The organism is Pseudomonas sp. DG56-2 (assembly GCF_004803755.1).
GTDB lineage: Bacteria > Pseudomonadota > Gammaproteobacteria > Pseudomonadales > Pseudomonadaceae > Aquipseudomonas > Aquipseudomonas auratipiscis.
The window spans coordinates 2706089-2727107 of record NZ_CP032311.1; the positions used below are offsets into that span (position 1 = coordinate 2706089).

At 60.0% G+C, this 21019-nt stretch carries 19 protein-coding genes; 13 read left to right on the forward strand and 6 right to left on the reverse strand.

What is annotated here, in order from left to right; all coding sequences use genetic code 11:
- The first annotated feature begins 5 nt into the window (after positions 1-5).
- A complete protein-coding gene (locus D3Z90_RS12220; RefSeq protein WP_136476037.1) occupies positions 6-1388 on the forward strand; it encodes an aspartate aminotransferase family protein in 1383 nt (460 codons plus the stop codon).
- Positions 1389-1444: 56 nt separating this feature from the next.
- A complete protein-coding gene (locus tag D3Z90_RS12225; protein ID WP_136476038.1) occupies positions 1445-2485 on the forward strand; it encodes an ABC transporter substrate-binding protein in 1041 nt (346 codons plus the stop codon).
- A gap of 2 nt (positions 2486-2487) precedes the next feature.
- On the opposite strand, the gene D3Z90_RS12230 is transcribed toward D3Z90_RS12225, so the two are convergent.
- Positions 2488-3399, reverse strand: a complete 912-nt coding sequence (locus D3Z90_RS12230; protein WP_136476039.1) for a LysR family transcriptional regulator — start codon at positions 3397-3399, stop codon at positions 2488-2490.
- Positions 3400-3591: 192 nt separating this feature from the next.
- On the opposite strand from D3Z90_RS12230, the gene D3Z90_RS12235 reads away from it, so the two are divergent.
- Entirely contained in the window at positions 3592-3807 is a 216-nt protein-coding gene (locus D3Z90_RS12235) for a hypothetical protein (protein ID WP_136476040.1), read from the forward strand.
- Here the strand turns inward: D3Z90_RS12235 and D3Z90_RS12240 are convergent.
- Positions 3804-4511, reverse strand: a complete 708-nt coding sequence (locus D3Z90_RS12240) for an MgtC/SapB family protein (protein WP_136476041.1) — start codon at positions 4509-4511, stop codon at positions 3804-3806. The genes D3Z90_RS12235 and D3Z90_RS12240 overlap by 4 nt on opposite strands.
- A 465-nt stretch (positions 4512-4976) precedes the next feature.
- On the opposite strand from D3Z90_RS12240, the gene D3Z90_RS12245 reads away from it, so the two are divergent.
- From D3Z90_RS12245 to D3Z90_RS12265, 5 genes are all read left to right on the forward strand, one after another.
- Entirely contained in the window at positions 4977-7124 is a 2148-nt protein-coding gene (locus D3Z90_RS12245; RefSeq protein ID WP_136476042.1) for an FUSC family protein, read from the forward strand.
- Complete coding sequence (locus D3Z90_RS12250) at positions 7114-7314, forward strand: DUF1656 domain-containing protein (RefSeq protein ID WP_136476043.1); 201 nt, start codon at positions 7114-7116, stop codon at positions 7312-7314. The genes D3Z90_RS12245 and D3Z90_RS12250 overlap by 11 nt, the downstream gene beginning before the upstream one ends.
- 4 nt (positions 7315-7318) lie before the next feature.
- On the forward strand, positions 7319-8260 hold the full coding sequence (locus D3Z90_RS12255) for an HlyD family secretion protein (RefSeq protein WP_136476044.1): 942 nt from the start codon (positions 7319-7321) through the stop codon (positions 8258-8260).
- Positions 8261-8340: 80 nt separating this feature from the next.
- Positions 8341-8832 carry a sterol desaturase family protein gene (locus D3Z90_RS12260; RefSeq protein WP_136476045.1) on the forward strand — a complete coding sequence of 164 codons (492 nt, stop codon included), beginning with the start codon at positions 8341-8343 and terminating at the stop codon, positions 8830-8832.
- Positions 8833-8863: 31 nt separating this feature from the next.
- Entirely contained in the window at positions 8864-9781 is a 918-nt protein-coding gene (locus D3Z90_RS12265) for a pyridoxal-phosphate dependent enzyme (protein ID WP_136476046.1), read from the forward strand.
- Between the two features lie 40 nt (positions 9782-9821).
- Here the strand turns inward: D3Z90_RS12265 and D3Z90_RS12270 are convergent, their stop codons facing one another.
- Positions 9822-10715 carry a bile acid:sodium symporter family protein gene (locus tag D3Z90_RS12270; RefSeq protein WP_136476047.1) on the reverse strand — a complete coding sequence of 298 codons (894 nt, stop codon included), beginning with the start codon at positions 10713-10715 and terminating at the stop codon, positions 9822-9824.
- Between the two features lie 148 nt (positions 10716-10863).
- On the opposite strand from D3Z90_RS12270, the gene D3Z90_RS12275 reads away from it, so the two are divergent.
- Together D3Z90_RS12275 and D3Z90_RS12280 are read left to right on the forward strand one after the other, a co-directional pair.
- Positions 10864-11742: a Dyp-type peroxidase gene (locus D3Z90_RS12275; protein WP_136476048.1), complete on the forward strand. Its 879-nt coding sequence runs from the start codon at positions 10864-10866 to the stop codon at positions 11740-11742.
- Between the two features lie 120 nt (positions 11743-11862).
- A complete protein-coding gene (locus tag D3Z90_RS12280; RefSeq protein ID WP_136476049.1) occupies positions 11863-13764 on the forward strand; it encodes a potassium transporter Kup in 1902 nt (633 codons plus the stop codon).
- 56 nt (positions 13765-13820) lie between these two features.
- Here D3Z90_RS12280 and D3Z90_RS12285 read toward each other — a convergent pair whose 3' ends face one another.
- The 3 genes from D3Z90_RS12285 to D3Z90_RS12295 form a co-directional block, all read right to left on the reverse strand.
- Complete coding sequence (locus tag D3Z90_RS12285) at positions 13821-15089, reverse strand: MFS transporter (protein WP_136476050.1); 1269 nt, start codon at positions 15087-15089, stop codon at positions 13821-13823.
- A 32-nt stretch (positions 15090-15121) separates the two neighbouring features.
- On the reverse strand, positions 15122-16183 hold the full coding sequence (locus D3Z90_RS12290; RefSeq protein ID WP_136476051.1) for a sugar phosphate isomerase/epimerase: 1062 nt from the start codon (positions 16181-16183) through the stop codon (positions 15122-15124).
- Positions 16184-16295: 112 nt separating this feature from the next.
- Positions 16296-17795, reverse strand: coding sequence for a PLP-dependent aminotransferase family protein (locus D3Z90_RS12295; protein WP_136476052.1), 1500 nt, complete (start codon positions 17793-17795; stop codon positions 16296-16298).
- A gap of 214 nt (positions 17796-18009) precedes the next feature.
- On the opposite strand from D3Z90_RS12295, the gene D3Z90_RS12300 reads away from it, so the two are divergent.
- Genes D3Z90_RS12300 through D3Z90_RS12310 form a run of 3 tightly spaced genes read left to right on the forward strand, consistent with a single transcriptional unit; the run spans position 18010 to position 20963 of the window.
- Entirely contained in the window at positions 18010-18990 is a 981-nt protein-coding gene (locus D3Z90_RS12300) for a quinone oxidoreductase (RefSeq protein WP_136476053.1), read from the forward strand.
- Positions 18991-19003: 13 nt separating this feature from the next.
- A complete protein-coding gene (locus tag D3Z90_RS12305) occupies positions 19004-19852 on the forward strand; it encodes a TauD/TfdA family dioxygenase (protein WP_136476054.1) in 849 nt (282 codons plus the stop codon).
- Between the two features lie 58 nt (positions 19853-19910).
- Positions 19911-20963, forward strand: a complete 1053-nt coding sequence (locus D3Z90_RS12310) for a 3-keto-5-aminohexanoate cleavage protein (RefSeq protein WP_136476055.1) — start codon at positions 19911-19913, stop codon at positions 20961-20963.
- Positions 20964-21019 lie beyond the last annotated feature (56 nt).

Sequence of the window (21019 nt, forward strand, 5' to 3'; positions counted from 1 at the left end):
ACGCAATGACCACTCAAGTCAAAACCGACCGTAGCACCAGCGACTACCAGGCCCTGGATGCGGCGCACCACATTCATGCGTTTCTCGACCAGAAAGCCCTGAACGAAGAAGGTCCGCGCGTAATCGTTCGCGGCGAAGGCCTGGCGCTTTGGGACAACGACGGCAAGCGTTACCTGGACGGCATGTCGGGCCTGTGGTGCACCAACCTCGGCTATGGCCGCAAGGACCTGGCTGCCGCGGCCAGCCAGCAGCTTGAACAACTGCCGTACTACAACATGTTCTTCCACACCACACACCCGGCGGTGGTCGAACTGTCGGAGCTGTTGTTCAGCCTGTTGCCGGACCACTACAGCCATGCGATCTACACCAACTCCGGCTCTGAGGCCAACGAGGTATTGATCCGTACCGTACGCCGCTACTGGCAGATTCTCGACAAGCCGCAGAAGAAAATCATGATTGGCCGCTGGAACGGCTACCACGGCTCGACCCTGGGCGCCACGGCACTGGGTGGGATGAAATTCATGCACGACATGGGCGGGGTAATCCCGGATGTCGCGCACATCGACGAGCCGTATTGGTTCGCCCATGAAGGCAACCTGACCCCAGCCGAATTCGGCCTGCGTGCAGCGCGCCAGCTGGAAGAGAAGATTCTTGAACTGGGTGCCGAAAACGTGGCCGCCTTTGTCGCGGAACCCTTCCAGGGTGCAGGCGGGATGATCTTTCCGCCAGAAAGCTACTGGCCGGAAATCCAACGCATCTGCCGTCAGTACGACGTGCTGCTGTGCGCCGACGAAGTGATCGGTGGTTTTGGCCGCACCGGTGAGTGGTTCGCCCATGAATACTTCGGATTCGAGCCCGACACCCTGTCGATCGCCAAAGGCTTGACCAGCGGCTACATCCCAATGGGTGGCCTGATCCTGTCCAAGCGCATGGCCCAGGTACTGGTAGAGCAGGGCGGGGTATTCGCCCACGGCCTGACCTATTCCGGGCACCCGGTGGCTGCGGCGGTAGCGATCGCCAACCTCAAGGCCCTGCGCGACGAGGGCATTGTTACCCGGGTCAAGCAGGAAACTGGTCCGTACCTGCAGAGCTGCCTGCGCGAAGTGTTCGGTAATCACCCGATGATTGGCGAAGTTCAGGGCGCCGGCCTGGTGGCGGCGCTGCAGTTCGCCGAAGACAAAGCCAGCCGCAAGCGCTTTGCCAACGAGAACGACATGGCCTGGCGCTGCCGCACCATCGGCTTCGAAGAGGGCCTGATCATTCGCTCGACCCTGGGGCGCATGATCATGGCCCCGGCGCTGGTCGCTGGCAAAGCCGAGATCGATGAGCTGGTCGATAAAACCCGAATAGCCGTAGACCGCACCGCACGCGAATACGGTTTGCTGTAAAGCCCCGTACACCGGCTCGTACGGGCGAGCCGGCATCTAATAAGAGGAACAGATCCATGTCCAGATCCTTGCGTTGCAGTGTTCCCTTTGCCTTGGTCCTGCTGTGCGGTGCTGTCCAAGCCGCGCCACAGAACCTGACGGTGATTTCTTTTGGTGGTGCTACCAAACAGGCCCAGGACAAAGCCTATTTCCAACCCTTCAACGCCAGCGGTGCAGGACGCGTCGTAGCGGGTGAATACAACGGTGAGCTGTCGAAAATCAAAGCCATGGTCGATGTTGGCCATATCAGTTGGGACGTGGTCGAGGTGGAGAGTCCGGAGTTGCTACGCGGCTGCGACGAAGGACTGTTCGAGCGCTTGGACCCGGCACGCTTTGGCGATGCCGCGCAGTTCGTACCGGGTACCCTGAGCGAGTGTGGAGTGGCCACCTACGTGTGGTCGATGGTGATGGCCTACGATCATGACAAACTGGCAAAGGCACCGACATCCTGGGCGGATTTCTGGAATATCAGTGAATTTCCCGGCAAGCGCGGTTTGCGCAAGGGCGCCAAATACACGCTGGAAATCGCCTTGCTTGCTGATGGGGTCAAGCGCGAGCAGCTATATGAAGTGCTGGCAACGCCTGAAGGGGTAAGCCGCGCTTTTGCCAAACTCGACCAGATCAAAGGCAACATTCAGTGGTGGGAGGCGGGCGCGCAACCTGCGCAGTGGTTGATCGCCGGCGACGTCATCATGAGTGCGGCCTACAACGGGCGTATCGCCTCTGCGCAGAAGGAAGGCATGAAACTCGGCATCGTCTGGCCGCAAAGCCTTTACGATCCAGAATATTGGGCAGTGGTAAAGGGCACACCGAACAAGGCGTTGGCCGAAGACTTCATTGCCTTCGCCAGTCAGCCGCAGGCACAGAAGGTGTTCTCGCAAGAGATACCGTATGGGCCGGTACATCGCGATGCACTGAAACTGTTGCCGGAGGCTGTCCAGCAACAGCTACCTACGGCCCAGGCCAACCTGGCCCAGGCGCAGGCGGTAGATGCAGCGTTTTGGGTCGACCATGGCGAGGAACTGGAACAGCGTTTCAATGCCTGGGCGGCGCGCTGATTTCAGCTCAGCCAGGCAGCGAACTGTTCCTTGCAGTAATCGACAAACAACTGCGCAGGCTTGGTCAGCTGCGCACGTTTCAACCAGCCGGCTACCAGTCCGGAGCCGGTGACCTCCTCAACCAGTTCCACACAGACCAGCGCTTGCCCGTCGTAAGTGCTGGTCGTGTGCGGGCGGGTTACCAACACTGCAAAGCCGAAGCCCTGGCCGACCATGCCCCGGACCATTTCAATCGAGGGTGAGCTGAAGACGATGTTCGGACTCAGGCCCAACTCTTCGAAGATGCTGACGAAATAGGTTCGGCTGGGCTGGACATCCAAAAGAATCATGGGTTCCAGTGCCAAGTCGCGTAGTGACACCTGCGTCTGTTCGGCGAAGCGGTGGCCGACCGGCAGCAGCGCGTAGGGGCGTTGCGGCGCCATCAATGCCTCGGTTTCGATGGTGCTGTCCAGGTCATGGTCATAGAAGATCGCCAGGTCGAAGCGCCCCCCGGTCAGACCTTGTACCAATTCCTGTTGCTCGCCGTCCTGCAAACGGATCTCGACGCCGGGGAAGCGTTCGCGAAAGCCTTTGATCAAGCGCGGCAGGTAGAGCGGGGCGACTGTCTCGAAACAGCCAATGTCGATTTGGCCGCAGACCACATCGTTGTCGGCCAGGGCGTTTTGCTCGAACTCCCGGGCCATGCGCAGCAGTTCCTGGGCCTTGCGGTAGAAGCGCGCGCCACCGGGTGTAAGCGAAACACCCTGGGCATGATGGCGGATGAACAACTGCACACCAAAGCTGTCTTCCAGGCCTTTGACTGCCGTTGAAATCGACGGTTGCGCGATGTAAAGCTTGCGCGATGCTTCAGCAACGCTGCCGCACTCCACGGTAGTGACGAAATACTTCAACTGACGCAAGGTATAGGACGCCACAGTGCACCTCTGGCTGATTATTTTGCTACAGGGTAGCGCGTTGGGCCCGGGCCTCTGCAGCGGATTTTACTGGGCATTGAGGATATTTTCGCTGGGCAACCGTTGATCGCCTCGAAGGCACGCGGTGGTGCGGGCATCCTCGAAAGCATACGGCTCGGTTTTTCTCCGGGCCGTATTCAAGAGGTATCTGCCATGAGCCAGCAACGCCCTGAAGATGATCCACTCTGGAAGGATCCGCTGAACAATCCACAACGGGAACACGACCCGGTGACAGACCCTAACGTCGAGGGTGATCGCCAGCGCGAGGAGCATCCACAAGACATCGAGCGTCTGCCCGATGCCCCGGATGGTGAAACCAATCTGCCGGACCCTGATCAGCCCACGCCGCTGTCGGATGAACGTCGCTAATCGGCCGTCAGCTCTTGCACCTGCCAGCGCACAGAGCTGACACCTTTTTCCAGGCTGACCCGGCTGACCAGACGTTCCAGCTGGGTCGGCGCATCAGGGCTGCCCAGCAGCTGCGCGCGTACCTCCAACTTGGCCGGATTGGCCAGGTCTTCACTGTGCAAGGACTGCAACCGCAGACCGTCGCTGCCGAAGCTGTGCAGCATCAGGCTGCGCACCTGGATCTCGTCTTCGGCGCGGCAGGTAATGCGCACTTCATAACGCTGCTCGGCTTCATTGGCCGGCAGCACTTGCTGATGATTGAGACGTTGGGAGATGTCACGCAGCAAGATGTTGGCACAAAGCACTACGCAACTGCCGAGTGCTGCCTCCAATAACAGACCCATGCTGCAGAGCACGCCAATCGCCGCGGTACACCACAGGGTTGCAGCGGTATTGAGGCCGTGCACGTTCAGGCCATCACGCATGATCACCCCACCCCCCAGAAAGCCGATACCCGACACCACGTAGGCAGCAATGCGCGAGGCATCGGTTGCGGCCATGCCCGGCACGGCCTGGGTCATCAATACGAATAGACAGGCACCGGTACTGACCAGGGCGTTGGTGCGCAGGCCGGTGAGGCGCTGGCGCAGTTGCCGTTCAGCGCCGATCAAGGCGCCCAGTACGAGCGCGACGGATACGCGCAGAAGAAATACTTTCCAATCCATAACAAACCTCGAATCCAGGGCACAACGCCGCAAAGCATCGAATTCTTACGACGCAGGTGTGAACGAATGGATTGCGAAGGGTCACTAACCACTGCCACGCTTTAGCGGGCGAGTAAGCAGGGAGGGAGAATGAAGCGTCGCATCCACATAGGAAGCGAGGCACCACTGACCACCATGTACGGCAGGGCAGTGGCAGAAAGAGTCTGCTGAACTAGCGCGCCGTATGAACCTGTCGCAATCGACCAGGGCAACTGTCCAATGCAGGACTCCTGTATAGGCATGCAAAAATGCGGGCGAGAAACTAACGTTCAAAAGGGGTGGGGTCAAGGCTGTTTTCATGACAATTGTTTTAGAGCGCCCGGCGTGTCGCTGTTCCAGATTTGCAACTCTGCAACGTGCCATTGTGTCTTTTCCCGGCCCGCGGCAGTGGCTAAGGTATCCAGCACGGCGAGGCGAGGGCGCGGTATGCAGCCACTGATCAACTATTTCAAGATGGTGCTGCACCCAAGCGCGGAGACCTTCCGCTTTGCGTTGCGAACCATCGTAGCCTGCCTGCTGACGCTATACCTGGCCTTCATTTTCGACCTCGACCAACCCAAATGGTCGATCATGGCGGTGTTCATCGTCAGCCAGCCGCTGGGTGGCATGACCTTGCAACGCAGTTTTGCCCAGGTGGTGGGCACCACCGTAGGAGCGGTCGTCGCGGTGTTGATCATGGCGCTGTTCCCCCAGGCGCCGCTGCCATTCATAGTGACCCTGGCGCTGTGGCTGGCACTGTGTACGGCTGGCGGTACATTGCTGCGCTATACAAGCTCCCATGCCTTTGTACTCAGCGGTTTCACTGCCGTGGTGGTAGCCATGTTGGCTATCCCCGAGCAGGACAACACCTTGATGCTGGCAATTACCAGGGTCACCGAAACCTTGCTTGCGGTGGCTTGCGTGTGTGTGGTCAGCCTGCTCAGTGCCCGCCCCCAAGCGGTCACCACCGGCTATTTCGCCAAGGTCGACAATTTGATCAAGTTGATGGCCGCACATGCCGCAGCAGCCATTCGTGGCGAAGAAGGCGCTGAAGCGTTCAGCCGACGACAAATGCAGATCCTCGGTGAAATCAGCGCCCTGGAAGGGCTGCGTCGGCACCTCTATTTCGATGCGCCGCACCTGCGTGGTGCCAATGGCTTGGTGCAGTTACTCGGCAACCAACTGGTACTGCTCAGTTCGCGCTTGACGGTGTTGCGCAACCAGAAACTGATGATCGCCGAACGCTGGCAGGGCGCCTATCCCGAGTTCATCAACCAGTTGCTCAATGACGAACTGGCCTTCCTCGATCAGTTGGCACATCAGGGCAGGGCCATGCCGGCCAGCCTCCGTCAGCACTTCAGCGCGCTGCAACGGCGTTTTGACCATGCCGCCCTGCAAGCCGAGCAGTTGCAGCATGACCTGCCGGCGACGTTGCGTTCCCTGGCCTGGGCGCTGCGCTGGGAGCAGGCGCGTCTGCTCGAGCAGTTGGGCGAAATGCTTGAGCTAAGTGACGCGATCCAGGAAGGGCGCACGGGCGATTGCCTGTACCGCCAGCCGCGGACCAATCCTTTGCACCTGGACTTTCGCCTGGCGGCAATGAACGCCAGCCGCGCCTTTTGCGCGCTGGTCGTCGCCGGATTGATCTGGATCGAAACGGCATGGGACGGGGCGCGCGCCGGAATGATTCTGGTCGGTATTCTCTGCTCGTTGATGGCGACGTTCCCACGGCCGTTGATGGCTGCGCAAAACTACATGCGCGGCCTGGGCCTGGCACTGCTGGTGTCGGCGTTGTACCAGTTCTGGCTGATACCGCAGGTGGTCGATTTCGAGATGCTTGCGCTGTTGCTGCTGCCATTGCTGTACGTAGTCGCGGTGGGGCTGTCGACGCCGATGACGGCGGGAATCGGCATGGGCCTGGGCTTGTCGAGTTTTCTCCTGTTCGGCCCGCAGAATATCGGGGTCTGGCAGAACACCGCCATTCAGTGGTTCGAGTTTGCCGGTGCCTATATCTGTGGTGGCGTGCTGTCGTTGCTGGTCTATGCCTGGTTGTTCCCGTTCAATCCTACTTTGCGTATCGAACGGCTGTTTCGCGAAACCCGCGAGCAGGTTTACGGCCTGCTCAAGGGACCTAACTCCGACGAGCGCCAATTTGCCTTTGAAAGCCGCATGGTCGACCGCCTGACGCTTATTCTTGGACTGTTGCCGGCAACGCAAGACGCCCGTTCCAAGGCATTGTTCGAGGTCAACCTGGCTTGCATGGCCCTGGGGGTTGCCCTGCGTCAGCTACAGGAGCAAGGCCAGGCCAACCTGCTGCTAGCGGACGACACCCGTGAGCGTCTGGCGCAGGTGTTGCGCAATACCGGTCGCTACGTTGCCGGAAGAACCCAGGGGCAGTTGTCGGAACTGCTCGATAACCTGCAGGCGCTCGGAGAAGAATTGGATACCCTGCACAACGAGCAGTTTCACGCAGCCGCCGAGCAGTTGCGCTCACTGTTTCGCATACGGGTCGCCCTTCTGGTGATCGGCGGATTCCTGCTCCACTACAGCACCTATCTGGATCCGGCTGCCGAAGGAGAGCCTGCTCTTGCCCATTGACTTCGAAGTGGGTGGCGTCTATCTGCCACCGATCGCTCAGGCTCTGATTCTGGCCATGCCGTTGTTGTTCGCTTTGCTGTGGCTATTGCAGCGTCTTGGCGTAATGCAGCGTGTGTGGCATCCGGCGTTATTCGAGGGTGCGTTGTACAGCTGTATTTGTGCCTTGATCATTCTGTTCATGGGGAGCTGAACCAGTGAAAAAACGTGTGGCCCAGGCGTCGACCCTGGCAATCGTGGTGCTGGCGCTGGTATTGGGCTGGTTCGCCTGGGAGCACTATACCCGCGCACCCTGGACCCGCGATGCACGGGTGCGGGCCGATGTTGTGACGCTCTCGGCCGATGTTTCCGGGCGCATCGTCGCGCTGCGGGTGGCAGATAACCAGCATGTGGAACAAGGCCAGTTGCTACTGGAGATCGATCCAGAGCGTTATGCCTTGGCTGTGGAACATGCTCGCCGCGCCATCGAGGTGAATCGGGCCAGCGAGGGCTTGGCCCAGGCAGCGATCATCGCCAACCAGGCCTTGCTCAAGCAGCGCCAGAGCGAGGAACTGCGTCGACGCACCTTGAAACAGACCGCGGCCATCTCTGGCGAAGAGTGGGAGAAGGCCAGTACCGACGTTGCCGTCGCCCAGGCTGAACTGATGCGCGGCCAGGCCAACTTGAGTCTGGCCAGCGCCAACGTGCAGCTGGCTACGGCGGCATTGACCCAGGCCGAGCTGGACTTGCAGCGCACCCGAATCTATGCGCCAGTCAGTGGCTACGTCACCAACCTGTTGACCCGCCAGGGTGACTACGCCAGTGCCGGGAGCCCCTTGCTGGCACTGGTGGACAGCGGTTCGTTCTACGTCAGCGGTTATTTCGAGGAAACCAAGCTGCCGCGTATCCAGATTGGCAGTGCGGTGCAGATTGCCCTGATGAGTGGCGAACAGTTCGACGGCAAGGTGCAGAGCATTGCCTATGCCATCACAGATCGAGAGAATGCCCCCGGTAGCCGCTTGCTGGCCAACGTCAACCCGAGCTACACCTGGGTCAAATTGGCACAGCGGATTCCGGTGCGAATCGAGATCGACCCCGGCTATGTCGGCAAGGGCAACCTGCGGGCCGGTACCACGGCCACCGTGACCGTTCGCCAATAGCATCACGAAAAGCCTGCTGTCGGGTTGGGCAAAATGGTAGGCTGCTCGCCGTTTGTGCCAACCCGCCGATAGATATACCCATGATCCTCAACCTCGCTGTTTTTCTCTGCACCCTGACGGCCATGGAAGCTATCGGTTACCTGGCGCATCGCTACATCATGCATGGCTGGGGTTGGTTCCTGCATCGTTCGCACCACGAGCCCCATCTTGGTGCGCTGGAAACCAACGACATCTACTTGCTGGGATTGGCGCTGATCGCCTTCGCCCTGGTGGCCGTGGGCCGGGCCGGGCATGCACCGTTGCAGTGGGTAGGGGCTGGGGTGGCGGCGTTCGGGGTGATCTATGTGATCGTTCATGACGGCATCGTGCATCGGCACTGGCCATTCAAGCCATTGCCGCGCAACCGTTACCTCAAGCGCCTGTACAAGGCGCACTTGCTACACCATGCGCTCAAGGGACGGGACAACAGCGTCTCGTTCGGCTTCCTCTATGCACCGCCCATGCACAGACTCAAGCGTCAGTTGCGCAAGCGCCGCAACGCTGTACAAGACTACCCTGCGCCTTCAGCGTAGGCTGGAACTGTTCCCTACATGGAGTAAGTGCATGAGCCTGCATATCGAAACCCCGCTGCTGGCATCGCGGCCACTGAGCCTGGCCAGCGGGCTGGACATCTGGCTGAAATTGGATGCCTTGCAGCCCAGCGGCTCGTTCAAGTTGCGCGGCATTGGCCTGGCCTGCGAGACCTATGCCAGTCAAGGCAAGCGCCGTTTCGTTTCCTCATCGGGCGGCAACGCCGGTATCGCCGTAGCTTACGCCGGCCGCAGCCTGGGCCTTGCTGTTACCGTGGTTGTCCCGGAAACCACCACCGAGCGGGCCAAACAGCTGATTCGCCAGGAGCAGGCTGAGGTCATCGTCCATGGCAAGGCCTGGCATGAGGCCAACGCGTTGGCGTTGTCGCTGCTGGGTGACGACGATGCCTACATCCATCCTTTCGATGATCCGCTGCTGTGGCAAGGTCATGCGAGCATGATCGATGAAGTCGCCATCAGCGGCTTCAAGCCCGATGCCGTAGTGGTTGCGGTCGGCGGTGGAGGTCTACTCTCCGGGGTGTGCGAAGGCCTGGCCCGCAATGGTTGGAATCAAGTGCCGGTATTTGCGGTGGAAACCGCAGGGGCCGCATCGCTGGCCGCGGCAATGGCGCAGAAAGCCTGGGTAGCGTTGGACAGTGTGCAGACCGTCGCCACTTCGCTTGCGGCCAAGCAGGTGTGTAAGCGCGCATTCGAATGGAGCCAGGAGCGCGTGGTGTATAGCCATGTGGTCAGTGACCAGGATGCGCTTGATGCGTGCGAACGTTTCCTTTCAGACCAGCGCATTCTGGTCGAGCCCGCCTGTGGCGCGGCACTGGCACTGGCCTATGCGCCGAGCGAAACACTCAAGCGCTATAGCCGGGTGTTGGTGGTGGTGTGCGGGGGCGTGACCGCGACAATCGACCAGATCCGCCAGTGGCGGACGACCGCGTAGTTTCGCGGTACGGCGAACCGACGCTGGAAAGTAGCGGGTTTCAGTCCCGGGACATATCCGCCACTACCGTCGGTTCCGGACTGCGGCTGACCCACCAGCCAAACACTGCTGCCGTGAAGAACATGATCAAGCTGTAGATCGCCGCCGGGATAGCCATGGTTGAGTTGTTGAGCAGGGAAGGAGCCAGCGCCAGGGCGATGGCCAAGGTCCCGTTGTGAATGCCGATCTCCATGCCGATGGCTATCGCCTGGCGCTTGGGGATTTTCAGCACACGCGGCAGCCAGTAACCGATGCCCAGGCTCAAGACGTTGAACAGCAAGGCTGCGCCACCCACTACGGGGGCGTAGTCGAGGACTGTTTGCCAGTCCTTGACCAGCGCCAGAATCACGGTGAACAGCAGGAACAAGGCGGCAATGATCTTCATGGGGCGTTCCATGCGTGCCGCAAACCCGGGTGCCAGGCGACGAATCAGCATACCCAGGGCTACCGGCACCAGCACGATGGCAAACACCTGCAGCACCTTGGCAAATTGCAGGGGGATGGCCTGGTCTGCCGTCATGAAGTGCGCCAGTGCCAGGTTGACCAACAGTGGCATAGTCAGAATCGCAATCAGTGAGTTGACCGCGGTCAGGGTCACATTCAAGGCGACATCACCATGGGCCAGATGGCTGAACAGGTTGGCGGTGGTGCCGCCGGGTGAGGCGGCCAACAGCATCAGGCCCACTGCCAGGGCCGGGGCCAAGCCAAAACCTTTGGCAATCAAAAAACAGATAAAAGGCAACAGCAAGATCTGGCAGGCCAGGCCGATCACCACGGGTTTAGGGAATTTAACCACCCGAGCGAAGTCGGCCAGGGTCAAGGTCAGGCCCAAACCCAGCATGATGAAGCCCAGGGCAAGCGGTAGAAATGCACTGAGCAATGGCGATGCAGTCATATCGAAGACTCGAAAAAAGGGGATGAACGGCAGTGTAGGCAAGGAATCTGGCCTGTGTTGTTTACCCTGTCCTGCGTCAAGCCGCCGCGCTTGTGGACCCCGCGCCCAAGCAGTAGCATTCGCGCTTTACTCAAGGATCATATCTGCGATGCAGTTTCAGCCAGGCATTCTTGCCGCCCCCGTTCCCGCTCAAGCCCGTCATCTGTTTTTCACACTGCACACACCGGCCGCATTGGGGGGCGCCCTCGATGCGCTGCAGCAACATGTGGATGGCAGCCGTGTGGTGGCGGGTTTTGGTGCGCCGCTGGTGCAAGCGCTGGGCCGCTCCATCGATGGCCTGCGTCCATTTCCGCAATTGGCCGCAGCAGTAGACAACCCGTGCACCCAGCATGACCTGTGGCTGTGGGTGCGTGGCGAAGATCGCGGTGAACTGTGGTTGCTCAGCCAGGCACTGGAAAAGCTGCTGGCAGCGGCCTTCACGCTGGTCGAGGCTACAGATGCCTTCCGCCACAAGACCGGCTTTGACTTGACCGGTTATGAGGACGGTACCGAAAACCCGGTAGAAGACGCTGCGGTCGATGCGGCCATCCTGGCGACGGATATTCCCGGTATGAGCGGATCGAGCTTTGCTGCCTTTCAGCTGTGGCGCCATGACTTGGATTGCTTCAAGGCGCTGCCACAAACCGAGCAGGACGACATTATTGGCCGCCGCAAGGCCGACAACGAAGAATTGGAAGAAGCGCCGGAATCGGCACACGTCAAACGTACAGCCCAGGAAAGCTTTGATCCCGAGGCGTTTATCGTACGTCGTTCGATGCCATGGGCAGATGAGCGTGGAGCGGGCCTGGCGTTTCTTGCCTTTGGTTATTCCTTCGACGCTTTTGAAGTTCAATTGCGGCGTATGAGCGGCTTGGAAGATGGCGTGGTCGATGCCTTGTACCGCTTCAGTCGTCCACTCACTGGCGGCTACTACTGGTGCCCGCCACTGGCTGCGCACGGGCTCGACCTCAGCGCCTTGCTCAGCTAATCCGCCACTGCGGTCGCGGAGGCCAGCAGTCAGTTTGTAAGAAAATTTTACGGACTTTTTACGAAGCGCCTGCGCCGGTGTAGCGATACTGGCCGGGTACTTCGTTCGAGACGTCCTGCCGTGAGCCAAGCCGTATCTTCCGCAACAGCCCATTCCTCCGTAAAAACCTCGTCACTTAGTCTACTGGTCGCCGCTGTCGGTGTGGTCTATGGCGATATCGGCACTAGCCCGTTGTACACCCTCAAAGAGGTGTTCGCCGGTCATTACGGTGTGCAGGCCAACCATGACGGTGTGCTGGGCGTTCTGTCACTGGTGTTCTGGTCGCTGATCTGGGTGGTGACCATCAAGTATGTGTTGTTCGTGTTGCGCGCCGACAACCAGGGTGAGGGCGGCATCATGGCGCTGACCGCGCTGGCCCGGCGTGCGGCGGCACCTTACCCGCGTTTGAGTCGGGTGTTGGTGCTGCTCGGTTTGTTCGGTGCTGCGTTATTTTACGGCGACAGCATGATCACCCCCGCGATTTCGGTGCTCTCGGCAGTCGAAGGTTTGCAACTGGCCTTCGAGGGTATCGAGCATTGGGTGGTGCCCATTGCTCTAGTGGTACTGGTCGGCCTGTTTCTGATCCAGAAGCACGGGACCGCGCGCTTGGGCATATTGTTCGGGCCGATTATGGTGCTGTGGTTCAGTGTGCTGGGCGCATTGGGTATCTATGGCATTGTCCAGCGCCCGGAAGTGCTGTTGGCCCTCAATCCCGCCTGGGCGGTGCATTTTTTCGTGGTGCATCCGGGTATCGGCGTGGCCATACTTGGGGCCGTGGTTCTGGCCTTGACCGGGGCCGAGGCGCTTTACGCCGACATGGGCCACTTTGGCCGCAAGCCTATTGCCCGTGCCTGGATACTGCTGGTGTTGCCCGGGCTGGTGCTCAACTACTTCGGTCAGGGCGCACTCATTCTTGGCAATCCAGACGCGGTGCGTAACCCGTTTTATCTACTGGCGCCGAGCTGGGCCTTGCTACCCATGGTCGGTCTCGCCACTCTGGCGACCATCATTGCCTCCCAGGCGGTTATCTCCGGGGCATTCTCGCTGACCCGCCAGGCCATCCAGCTCGGCTACGTGCCGCGCATGTTCATCCAGCACACTTCAAGCCAGGAGCAAGGGCAGATCTACATCGGCACGGTTAACTGGGCGTTGATGGTCGGTGTGGTGCTGTTGGTCATCGGTTTCGAGTCTTCCGGTGCTCTGGCCGCGGCTTATGGAGTCGCAGTGACCGGAACCATGCTGATCACCACGTTGCTCTCGGCCTCGGTGGTGCTGTTGTTGTGGAAAGCGCCGCGCTGGCTGGCGGTGCCGCTGCTGTTGAGTTTCCTTGTGGTCGACAGCCTGTACTTCGCCGCCAACGCACCGAAAATCTTCCAGGGTGGTGCGTTCCCGGTCATCGCCGGTATTGCCTTGTTCATCCTCATGACCACCTGGAAACGTGGACGCAAGATCATCGTCGAGCGCCTGGACGAGTCTGCCTTGCCGCTGCCGCTGTTTATCAGCAGCATCCGCTCGCAGCCGCCGTACCGGGTGCAGGGTACTGCTGTGTTCCTCACTGCCCGTGCCGATGCGGTGCCGCATGCCTTGTTGCACAACTTGCTGCATAACCAGGTGCTGCATGAACGGGTGGTGCTGTTGACGGTGGTGTCGCAGGATCGTCCGCGCGTGCCGGTCTCGGAGCGTTTCGAGGTGCAGGACTTTGGTGATGGATTCTACCGGGTCAACCTCAACTTCGGTTTTATCGAGGAGCCCGATGTACCGGCCGCACTACAACTGTGCCATGTGCCTGAGCTGGATTTCAGCCCGATGGGGACCACCTATTTCCTCAGCCGCGAAACGGTGATACCGACCAAACGCATGGGCATGGCGCGTTGGCGTGAGGGGCTGTTCGCGTTCTTGTTGAAAAATGCCAACAGCAATCTGAAGTACTTCAACCTGCCACTCAACCGCGTGATTGAGTTGGGGACGCAGGTGGAGATGTGATTTACCGCGGGGCAAGCCGCGCCTGCAACGGTAGAAGCGGCATGCCCCGCGATCGCTTACACCACAGCTTGTGCCTGCACGCCGACACGTTGTGCATTGCTGCGCACCAATCGGTGCATCAAACCGGCAACCACGAAGCCCACTGCCGCCAGGCCCATCATGGTCATGAACACGTAGTTGTAACCCTGCTGCCCGGGAAAATGATCAAGAATGGCGCCGTAACCCACGTAGGCAAACATGCCGGGGGCGTAGCCGATCAGGCAGCCAATACCGAAGGCCGATCCGGTAATGTGCGAAGGGATCCCCACCTCGCCCATGGGGGCCCAGAACACGCCACGCATCGAAAAAACGATAAAGGCAAAGGACAGCGTCGCGGCCATGCCTGCGTAGATGTAGCCGGGGCTCTTGGGCACTATGAGAATGATCGCCATCATTGGCAGCAGCGCCAGGAAGGCCCATTTCAGATAGCGGCTAGGGCTTCTGAACTGTTTGTCGGCAAGAAAACCACCCGCTGGCCCGCCAAGAATCTTCAGCATGTACTGGTTGATGATGCCGTAGGCACCGACTAGCGCTACCGGCAACCCGTAGACTTCCTTGAGGTAGGGAATGAAGTAGGTCAGGCCGCAATAAACGATGTAGACCATGAACACGTTGCAACTGACCAACCAGATCGCCGGCACCTTGATGGCTTCAAGCAGATTGGACAGCGGGTTTTTCTTTGCAACGACCGGGGTTGTGCTCTGCGTGCCTTTGAGCAAGAACCAGGTGAGCGCGCCAGCACCGATGTCGATCAGCGAATAGAAGACAATGGCCGCTTTCAGGCCCGCTTCAGCCGCGCCCATGGCAATGAACACACCCAGCGCCGAAAACGCTACGAGGGTATCTACCACGCCGCGCCCGCCTTCAAGAAGACCGAACAGTCGCCCCTGTTCCTTGTCATTGCCCAGGCCACGAATGGCCTTAAGCAACGCCGGCCAATAGATGCAGTCGGCGCACACCGCCAGCAGGCAAAACACAATCATCAAACTGCTGAACGGCGGGAACGTCGCCAGGTACAGGCCCAGCGCGCCGGTACCGAGCAGGCCTACCGGGATCAGTTTACGGGTGTCGAAACGGTCGGCCAGTAGGCCACCTACCACAAACAGGCCAGTGGCGATGACAGCGTTGGCACTGAGCAGCAAGCCAATTTCTGTATGGGACAAACCCATGAAGGTTTGCATCGGAACGTAGAACGCGTCCTTAAGGTTGGCGAGCTTGTAAATGGTGCCGCCACCGAGGATCAGGATGAGGAATTTGAACCATTTGGCCTTGTCTTGCGCAGTCATTGTTATTCTCCAGGCGTAGTGGGGGCGCGGTGTCAGGCACGCGTGTCCAGGCTCAGTTCGGCCAGGGTGCGCAGTTCAGCGAGCAGGCCCTTGACGTAACTGACCTGGTTGTTGGCCCAGCGCTGTTCACCAGCCAGCATCTGCTCGAGGGTGAAGCCGGCGGGCAGGGGCGTATCGCTCATTTCGCGGTAGGCAATGAAGGGGTCGGTAGGTTCGTTGGCGTGGCGGAACGCCGGAGCGATGTAGTGGTTTTCCTGCTCGAGAATGAAGGCGATCACCTGGGGGTGCTGTGCACCGAGCATCAACAGTTCGAACACCATGCGCGGGCTGGGCAGGTCGTCTTCGGCGCTGCCCTGGAGCACCCCGTAGTGGCCAAAGCCGTTCACTTCAGGGACCACGCGCACGCCTTTGAGGTGCACTTGGCGAATGTACGGGGCCAGGTTTGCCAGGGCCTGCAGCGGTTGTTCGCACGCATTGATCATGTTGCCGAAGTCGAACAATGCATGCAGGCGCGGGTGGTTGGCCTGCTTGAGCAAGCGGGCGATCTCATCGCTCTTGAGTTCTTCATGTTGTTCGAAGTCGAAATACAGGTCGTGGGCATCAGCCTGTTGGCCAAGGTAGTGCAGGTCCCCGGCGATGGTGTCCATGACCTGCGACAGCGCGCCCTCGTAGCGTGAGTACACGCGAATGTTGCGGGTGCCGATAGCGTTGGCGACGGCGATCACCGCATCGACCTCCGCTTTCAAAGTGCTGCTGATTTCCACATGGACCTCAAGGTCGAGCTGGCGAGCCTTGTCGGCGAAAGCGCGCAGTTGCTCGGTGTTCATCTGCGAGAGGCTGTTGTGCTCGCCATCGAGCATGTGCAGGCTCAAGCCCTTGAGTTCATGGCGGTAGGCAAAATCGAGCAGGTCAAAGGGCGTCAGGCGCCCGTGGGTGAGGTTGGTAAGCAAGGGGTAGGCATGGGCGAACAGACGAACCTGATCGATTCGCTCGATCAGCCGCAGGCAAAGGTTACGGGTTAACAGCACCGGCGCTGCAGCGCCATTAGTCTTGTTATCGAGCAACCGGGTGAAGCGTTCTTGGATAGCATTCATTCGAGTCGTTCCTGGTGCGGGCACCGGTTCTACCGGCGCGTTCTTTATCGCGCCGGTGGGGAACACTCGATAGATCCATTAAAAAGTAATTGTTAAGACCACTGGCCGTGGATCACAGCGGCTGGCCCACGGCTTTGAGCGCGTTTACCAGCGCATCGACCTTGGCTTGTGCCTGGTCTTGCGCGGTACCGGCAAAACCGATCAAAAGGGCAGGGGGAAGGTAGCGCTGCACGCAGTAGTCGCTCAGGGCGTAGGTATGCACCCCTTGCTGGGCCAGTTGACGGGCGATTTCCTGGTCATCCAGATGCTCCGGCAACCAGGCAATCAAATGCATGCCGGCGTCCACCGGCGCGATCTTGAAGAACTGTCCGAGCCTGCGCTCAAGCTCGGCAATCAGGCATTGCTGACGCGCGTGATAGAGGGCACGCATGCGCCGGATATGACCGATGAAGTGGCCTTCGCTCATGAAGTCGGCCGTCACGGCCTGCAGCAAGGTGGGTGGGCTGCGATCCATCACCGCGCGAATGGTGCAGAACGGCTCGACCAGCGCCTGGGGGAGAATCACGTAACCCAGGCGCAACGACGGAAACAGCACTTTACTGAACGTGCCGACGTAGATCACCCGATCGCTGTGGTCCATGGCGAACAGCGCCGGTAACTGCCGACCGCTGTAGCGCAGCTCGCTGTCACAATCGTCTTCGATGACCCAGCGCTGGTTGCGCGCGGCCCAATCGATCAGCTCTACCCGCCGATTGTGGCTGAGGTTCACCCCCAACGGATGTTGGCGCGAGGGCGTGGTGAACACAAGGCGCGCATCGGGGCCATCAGCGATGCCCTGTTGCACATCGATTCCCTGCTCATCGATACGTACCGGCACCACCTGGCACCCTTGGGCCTGGAAGGCGATGCGCGCAGCGATATGCCCCGGGTCCTCCATCCACACCGGGTCATTGGGGTTGAGCAAGAGCATCGCCAACAGATTGAAGGCTTGCTGCGCGCCGGAGACGATGACCACCTGTTGCGCGCTGCAGTCGATACCGCGGGCATCGAACACATACTCGGCAATGGCTTGGCGCAACCCCTCAAGGCCCAGCAGCTCACCGTAGCCGAGCAAGGCCTTGCTCGGTTTTTGCAAATGACGGTTGATCAGGCGCTTCCAAATATGCTGCGGGAAGGCTTCGAATGCACCGTGACTGGGCAGGAACGAAGTGGGTGTATCTGAGCTGTAGTGGGCATACGAAACGCCGCGAAAATGGTGGCTGCGTAACGACAGCATTGACTGGCTGAGGTCGGACAGCTGCGGCGCCGACGGTGGTTGTGGCGTGTCGGCCTGCCCCGAGCGATCCCATTCATTGCCGACATAGGTTCCGGCACCGGTGCGCGAAACCAGGAAACCCTCTGCGATCAGTTGATCGAAGGCATTGAGCAGGGTAATGCGCGAAAGACCCAGTTCCTGGCTCAGGGTACGCGTCGACGGTAAGCGAATGCCCCCCTGCAGGCGTCCGGTGAGAATCTGTTTGCGTATCTGCAGGTAGAGCTGGCGGTAAAGCGGGGTGGTGCTTTCCCGATCCAGTTCAATACCCGACAGCAGTAAACCGGCAGGGGACTTCATTCGACGCTCACAGGCAAGGTGACAGGGGGCAGGGTGACAGGCACACTCCTGGCCATCCTACGAGAAAGCCCCGTAAGCGGCCAGCGGTGCAGGCCGTGTCATGAAATGAAAAACCCTTGTCGCCGGATGAGAAGCACCCTGCAGACGTTGCGCATAGAGTCCAATCAACAAGAATTGACGCACTGCGTCCAGATCGATGATTGGAGTGACAAGAATGTCCAAAGTCGTACGCTTCTATGAGCCCGGCGGTCCCGAAGTATTGCGCTACGAGGATGCCGAGGTTGGCGAACCTGGTCCGGGCGAAGTCCGCCTGCGTCAGGTCGCTGTTGGCCTCAACTACGCAGACACCTATTTTCGCAATGGCACTTACCCGATCCCGATGCCTAACGGCATGGGTGTGGAGGCAGCCGGCGTGGTACAAGCAGTCGGTGAGGGTGTCAGCAACGTAGCGGTGGGCGACCGTGTGACTTACACCGGTTTTCTCAATACCCTCGGCGCCTATTGCACCGAACGCCTGATCGGCGCCGCGGCACTGATTAAACTGCCAGAAACCATCGCCTTCGAAACCGCAGCGGCCATGACCATGCGGGGCCTGACGTCGGCCTACTTGATGCGCCGCATGTATGACTTCAAGCCAGGTGACACGATTTTGCTGCACGCTGCCGCCGGTGGCGTCGGCTTGATCGTTTCGCAGTGGGCACGCCTGCTCGGCATCAACGTGATCGGTACGGTGTCTACTGATGCCAAAGCCGAAGTGGCCAAGGCCCACGGTTGCACCCACACCATCAACTACAGCCATGAAGACGTCGCCAAGCGCGTGCGTGAGCTGACCGACGGGGTTGGCGCCAATGTGGTGTTCGATAGCGTCGGCAAAACCACCTTCGAAGCTTCCCTGGACTCGCTCAAGCGTCGCGGCCTGATGGTGTGCGTGGGGACGGCGTCTGGCCCGATTCCACCGTTCAACCCGCAGATTCTGGCGATGAAGGGCTCGTTGCACCTGACCCGTCCGGCATTGGCCGACTACATCGCCGACCCGGCGGAAAAAGCCGACCTTGCCGGTGAGCTGTTCGATCATGTCAGCAGCGGCCGGATCAAGATCGAGATCAACCAGCACTATGCATTGCAGGATGCCGTCCAGGCCCACCGTGACCTGGAAGCGCGCAAGACCACCGGTTCGTCGATCTTCGTCATCTGAAGAGGGCAGCAGCATGCACATCGAACAACTGACCTGCGCCATCGGCGCAGAAGTATCCGGGGTCAACCTGGCTGATGCGGTGCACGATGACGACCTCTTCGAGCAACTGCGTGCGCAGTTGCTCAAGCACCGGGTGCTATTCCTGCGTGATCAGAACATCAGCCGTGCCGAGCATGTGGCCTTCGCCCGGCGCTTCGGCGACCTGGAAGACCATCCGGTGGCCGGCAGCGACCCGGAGCACCCGGGCCTGGTGCAGATCTACAAGCGTCCGGACCAGCCTGCCGACCGCTACGAGAACGCCTGGCACACCGATGCCACTTGGCGCGAAGCGCCGCCCATGGGCTGTGTATTGCGCTGTGTTGAGTGCCCACCCGTAGGCGGCGACACCATGTGGGCAAACATGGTTCTGGCTTACCAGAATCTGCCCGAGGACGTGAAGCAGAAGATCGAAGGCCTGCGCGCACGCCACAGTATTGAATCGAGTTTCGGCGCGGCAATGCCACTGGAAAAGCGCCTGGCGCTCAAGGCGCAATTCCCTGACGCCGAACACCCGGTGGTGCGGACCCACCCGGAAACCGGCGAGCAGGTGTTGTTCGTCAACGCGTTCACCACGCACTTCAGTAACTACCACACCCCGCAGCGGGTGCGCTTTGGTCAGGACGCCAACCCTGGTGCCTCCGATCTGCTGCGTTACCTGATCAGCCAGGCGTATCTGCCCGAGTATCAGGTTCGCTGGCGCTGGAAGCCCAACAGCGTGGCGATCTGGGACAACCGCAGCACCCAGCACTACGCGGTCATGGACTACCCCGCTTGCCACCGCAAGATGGAACGCGCCGGGATCAAGGGCGACCGCACTTTCTAAGCACTACCGATCCGCTGCACAGCGGGCACAAGACAATAACAAGACCGAGGACTACAGCATGCAATTCTTCGACGATTCGTTGCACCCGGAAAACATGGAAAAGGTGGTTATCACCGTCGCCCCCTATGGCCCGGAATGGATGCCAGAGGACTTTCCCGAAGACATTCCGCTGACCATGGACGAACAAGTCCAAAAGGCCGTCGACTGCTATGAAGCCGGTGCCACCGTGCTCCATCTGCATGTGCGCGAACTCGATGGCAAAGGCTCCAAGCGCCTGTCGAAATTCAACGAACTGATTGCCGGTGTACGTGAAGCCGTGCCGGATATGATCATCCAGGTGGGCGGCTCGATTTCCTTCGCACCGGAAAGCGATGGCGAAGCGGCCAAATGGTTGTCCGACGATACCCGCCACATGCTCGCCGACCTGACGCCCAAGCCCGACCAGGTCACCGTGGCGATCAACACCACGCAAATGAACATCATGGAGCTGCTGTATCCGGAATACCTGGAAGGCACCTCCCTGGCGCACCCTGCGATTCAGGCCGCGTACAGCGAAATGACTGTGCCCGCCGGACCTGCCTGGGTTCGTGAACACCTGCGCCGCCTGCAGGCAAGCAATATTCAGCCGCACTTCCAGTTGACCGGCATGCATGCCCTGGAAACCCTCGAGCGCATCGTGCGTCGTGGTGATTACATGGGCCCGATGAACCTGACCTGGATCGGCATCGGCGGCGGTTTCGACGGCCCTAATCCGTTCAACTTCTTCAACTTCATTCACCGCGCGCCCGATGGTTGCACCTTGACTGCCGAATCGCTGCTCAAAAACGTGCTGCCATTCAACACCATGGCCTTGGCTATGGGGCTGCACCCGCGTTGCGGCAACGAAGACACCATCATCGATCACCAGGGCAAGCGCTTCACATCAGTGCAGCAGATCCAGCAAACCGTGCGCGTTGCCCATGAGCTGGGCCGCGAAATCGCGACCGGTAAAGAAGCCCGTGCCATTTATCGCATCGGCCAGCAGTACAGCAGCATCGAAGAAACACTCAAAGCTAACGGAATGGCGCCAAACCGCCTGCCGGGTCACAAGGGTGTGCCACAGCGCGGCTGACCGGAGAGGGTCGGCCCGCCACCCCGGCGCCGACCCGCCACAGTCCACAGCGCTGT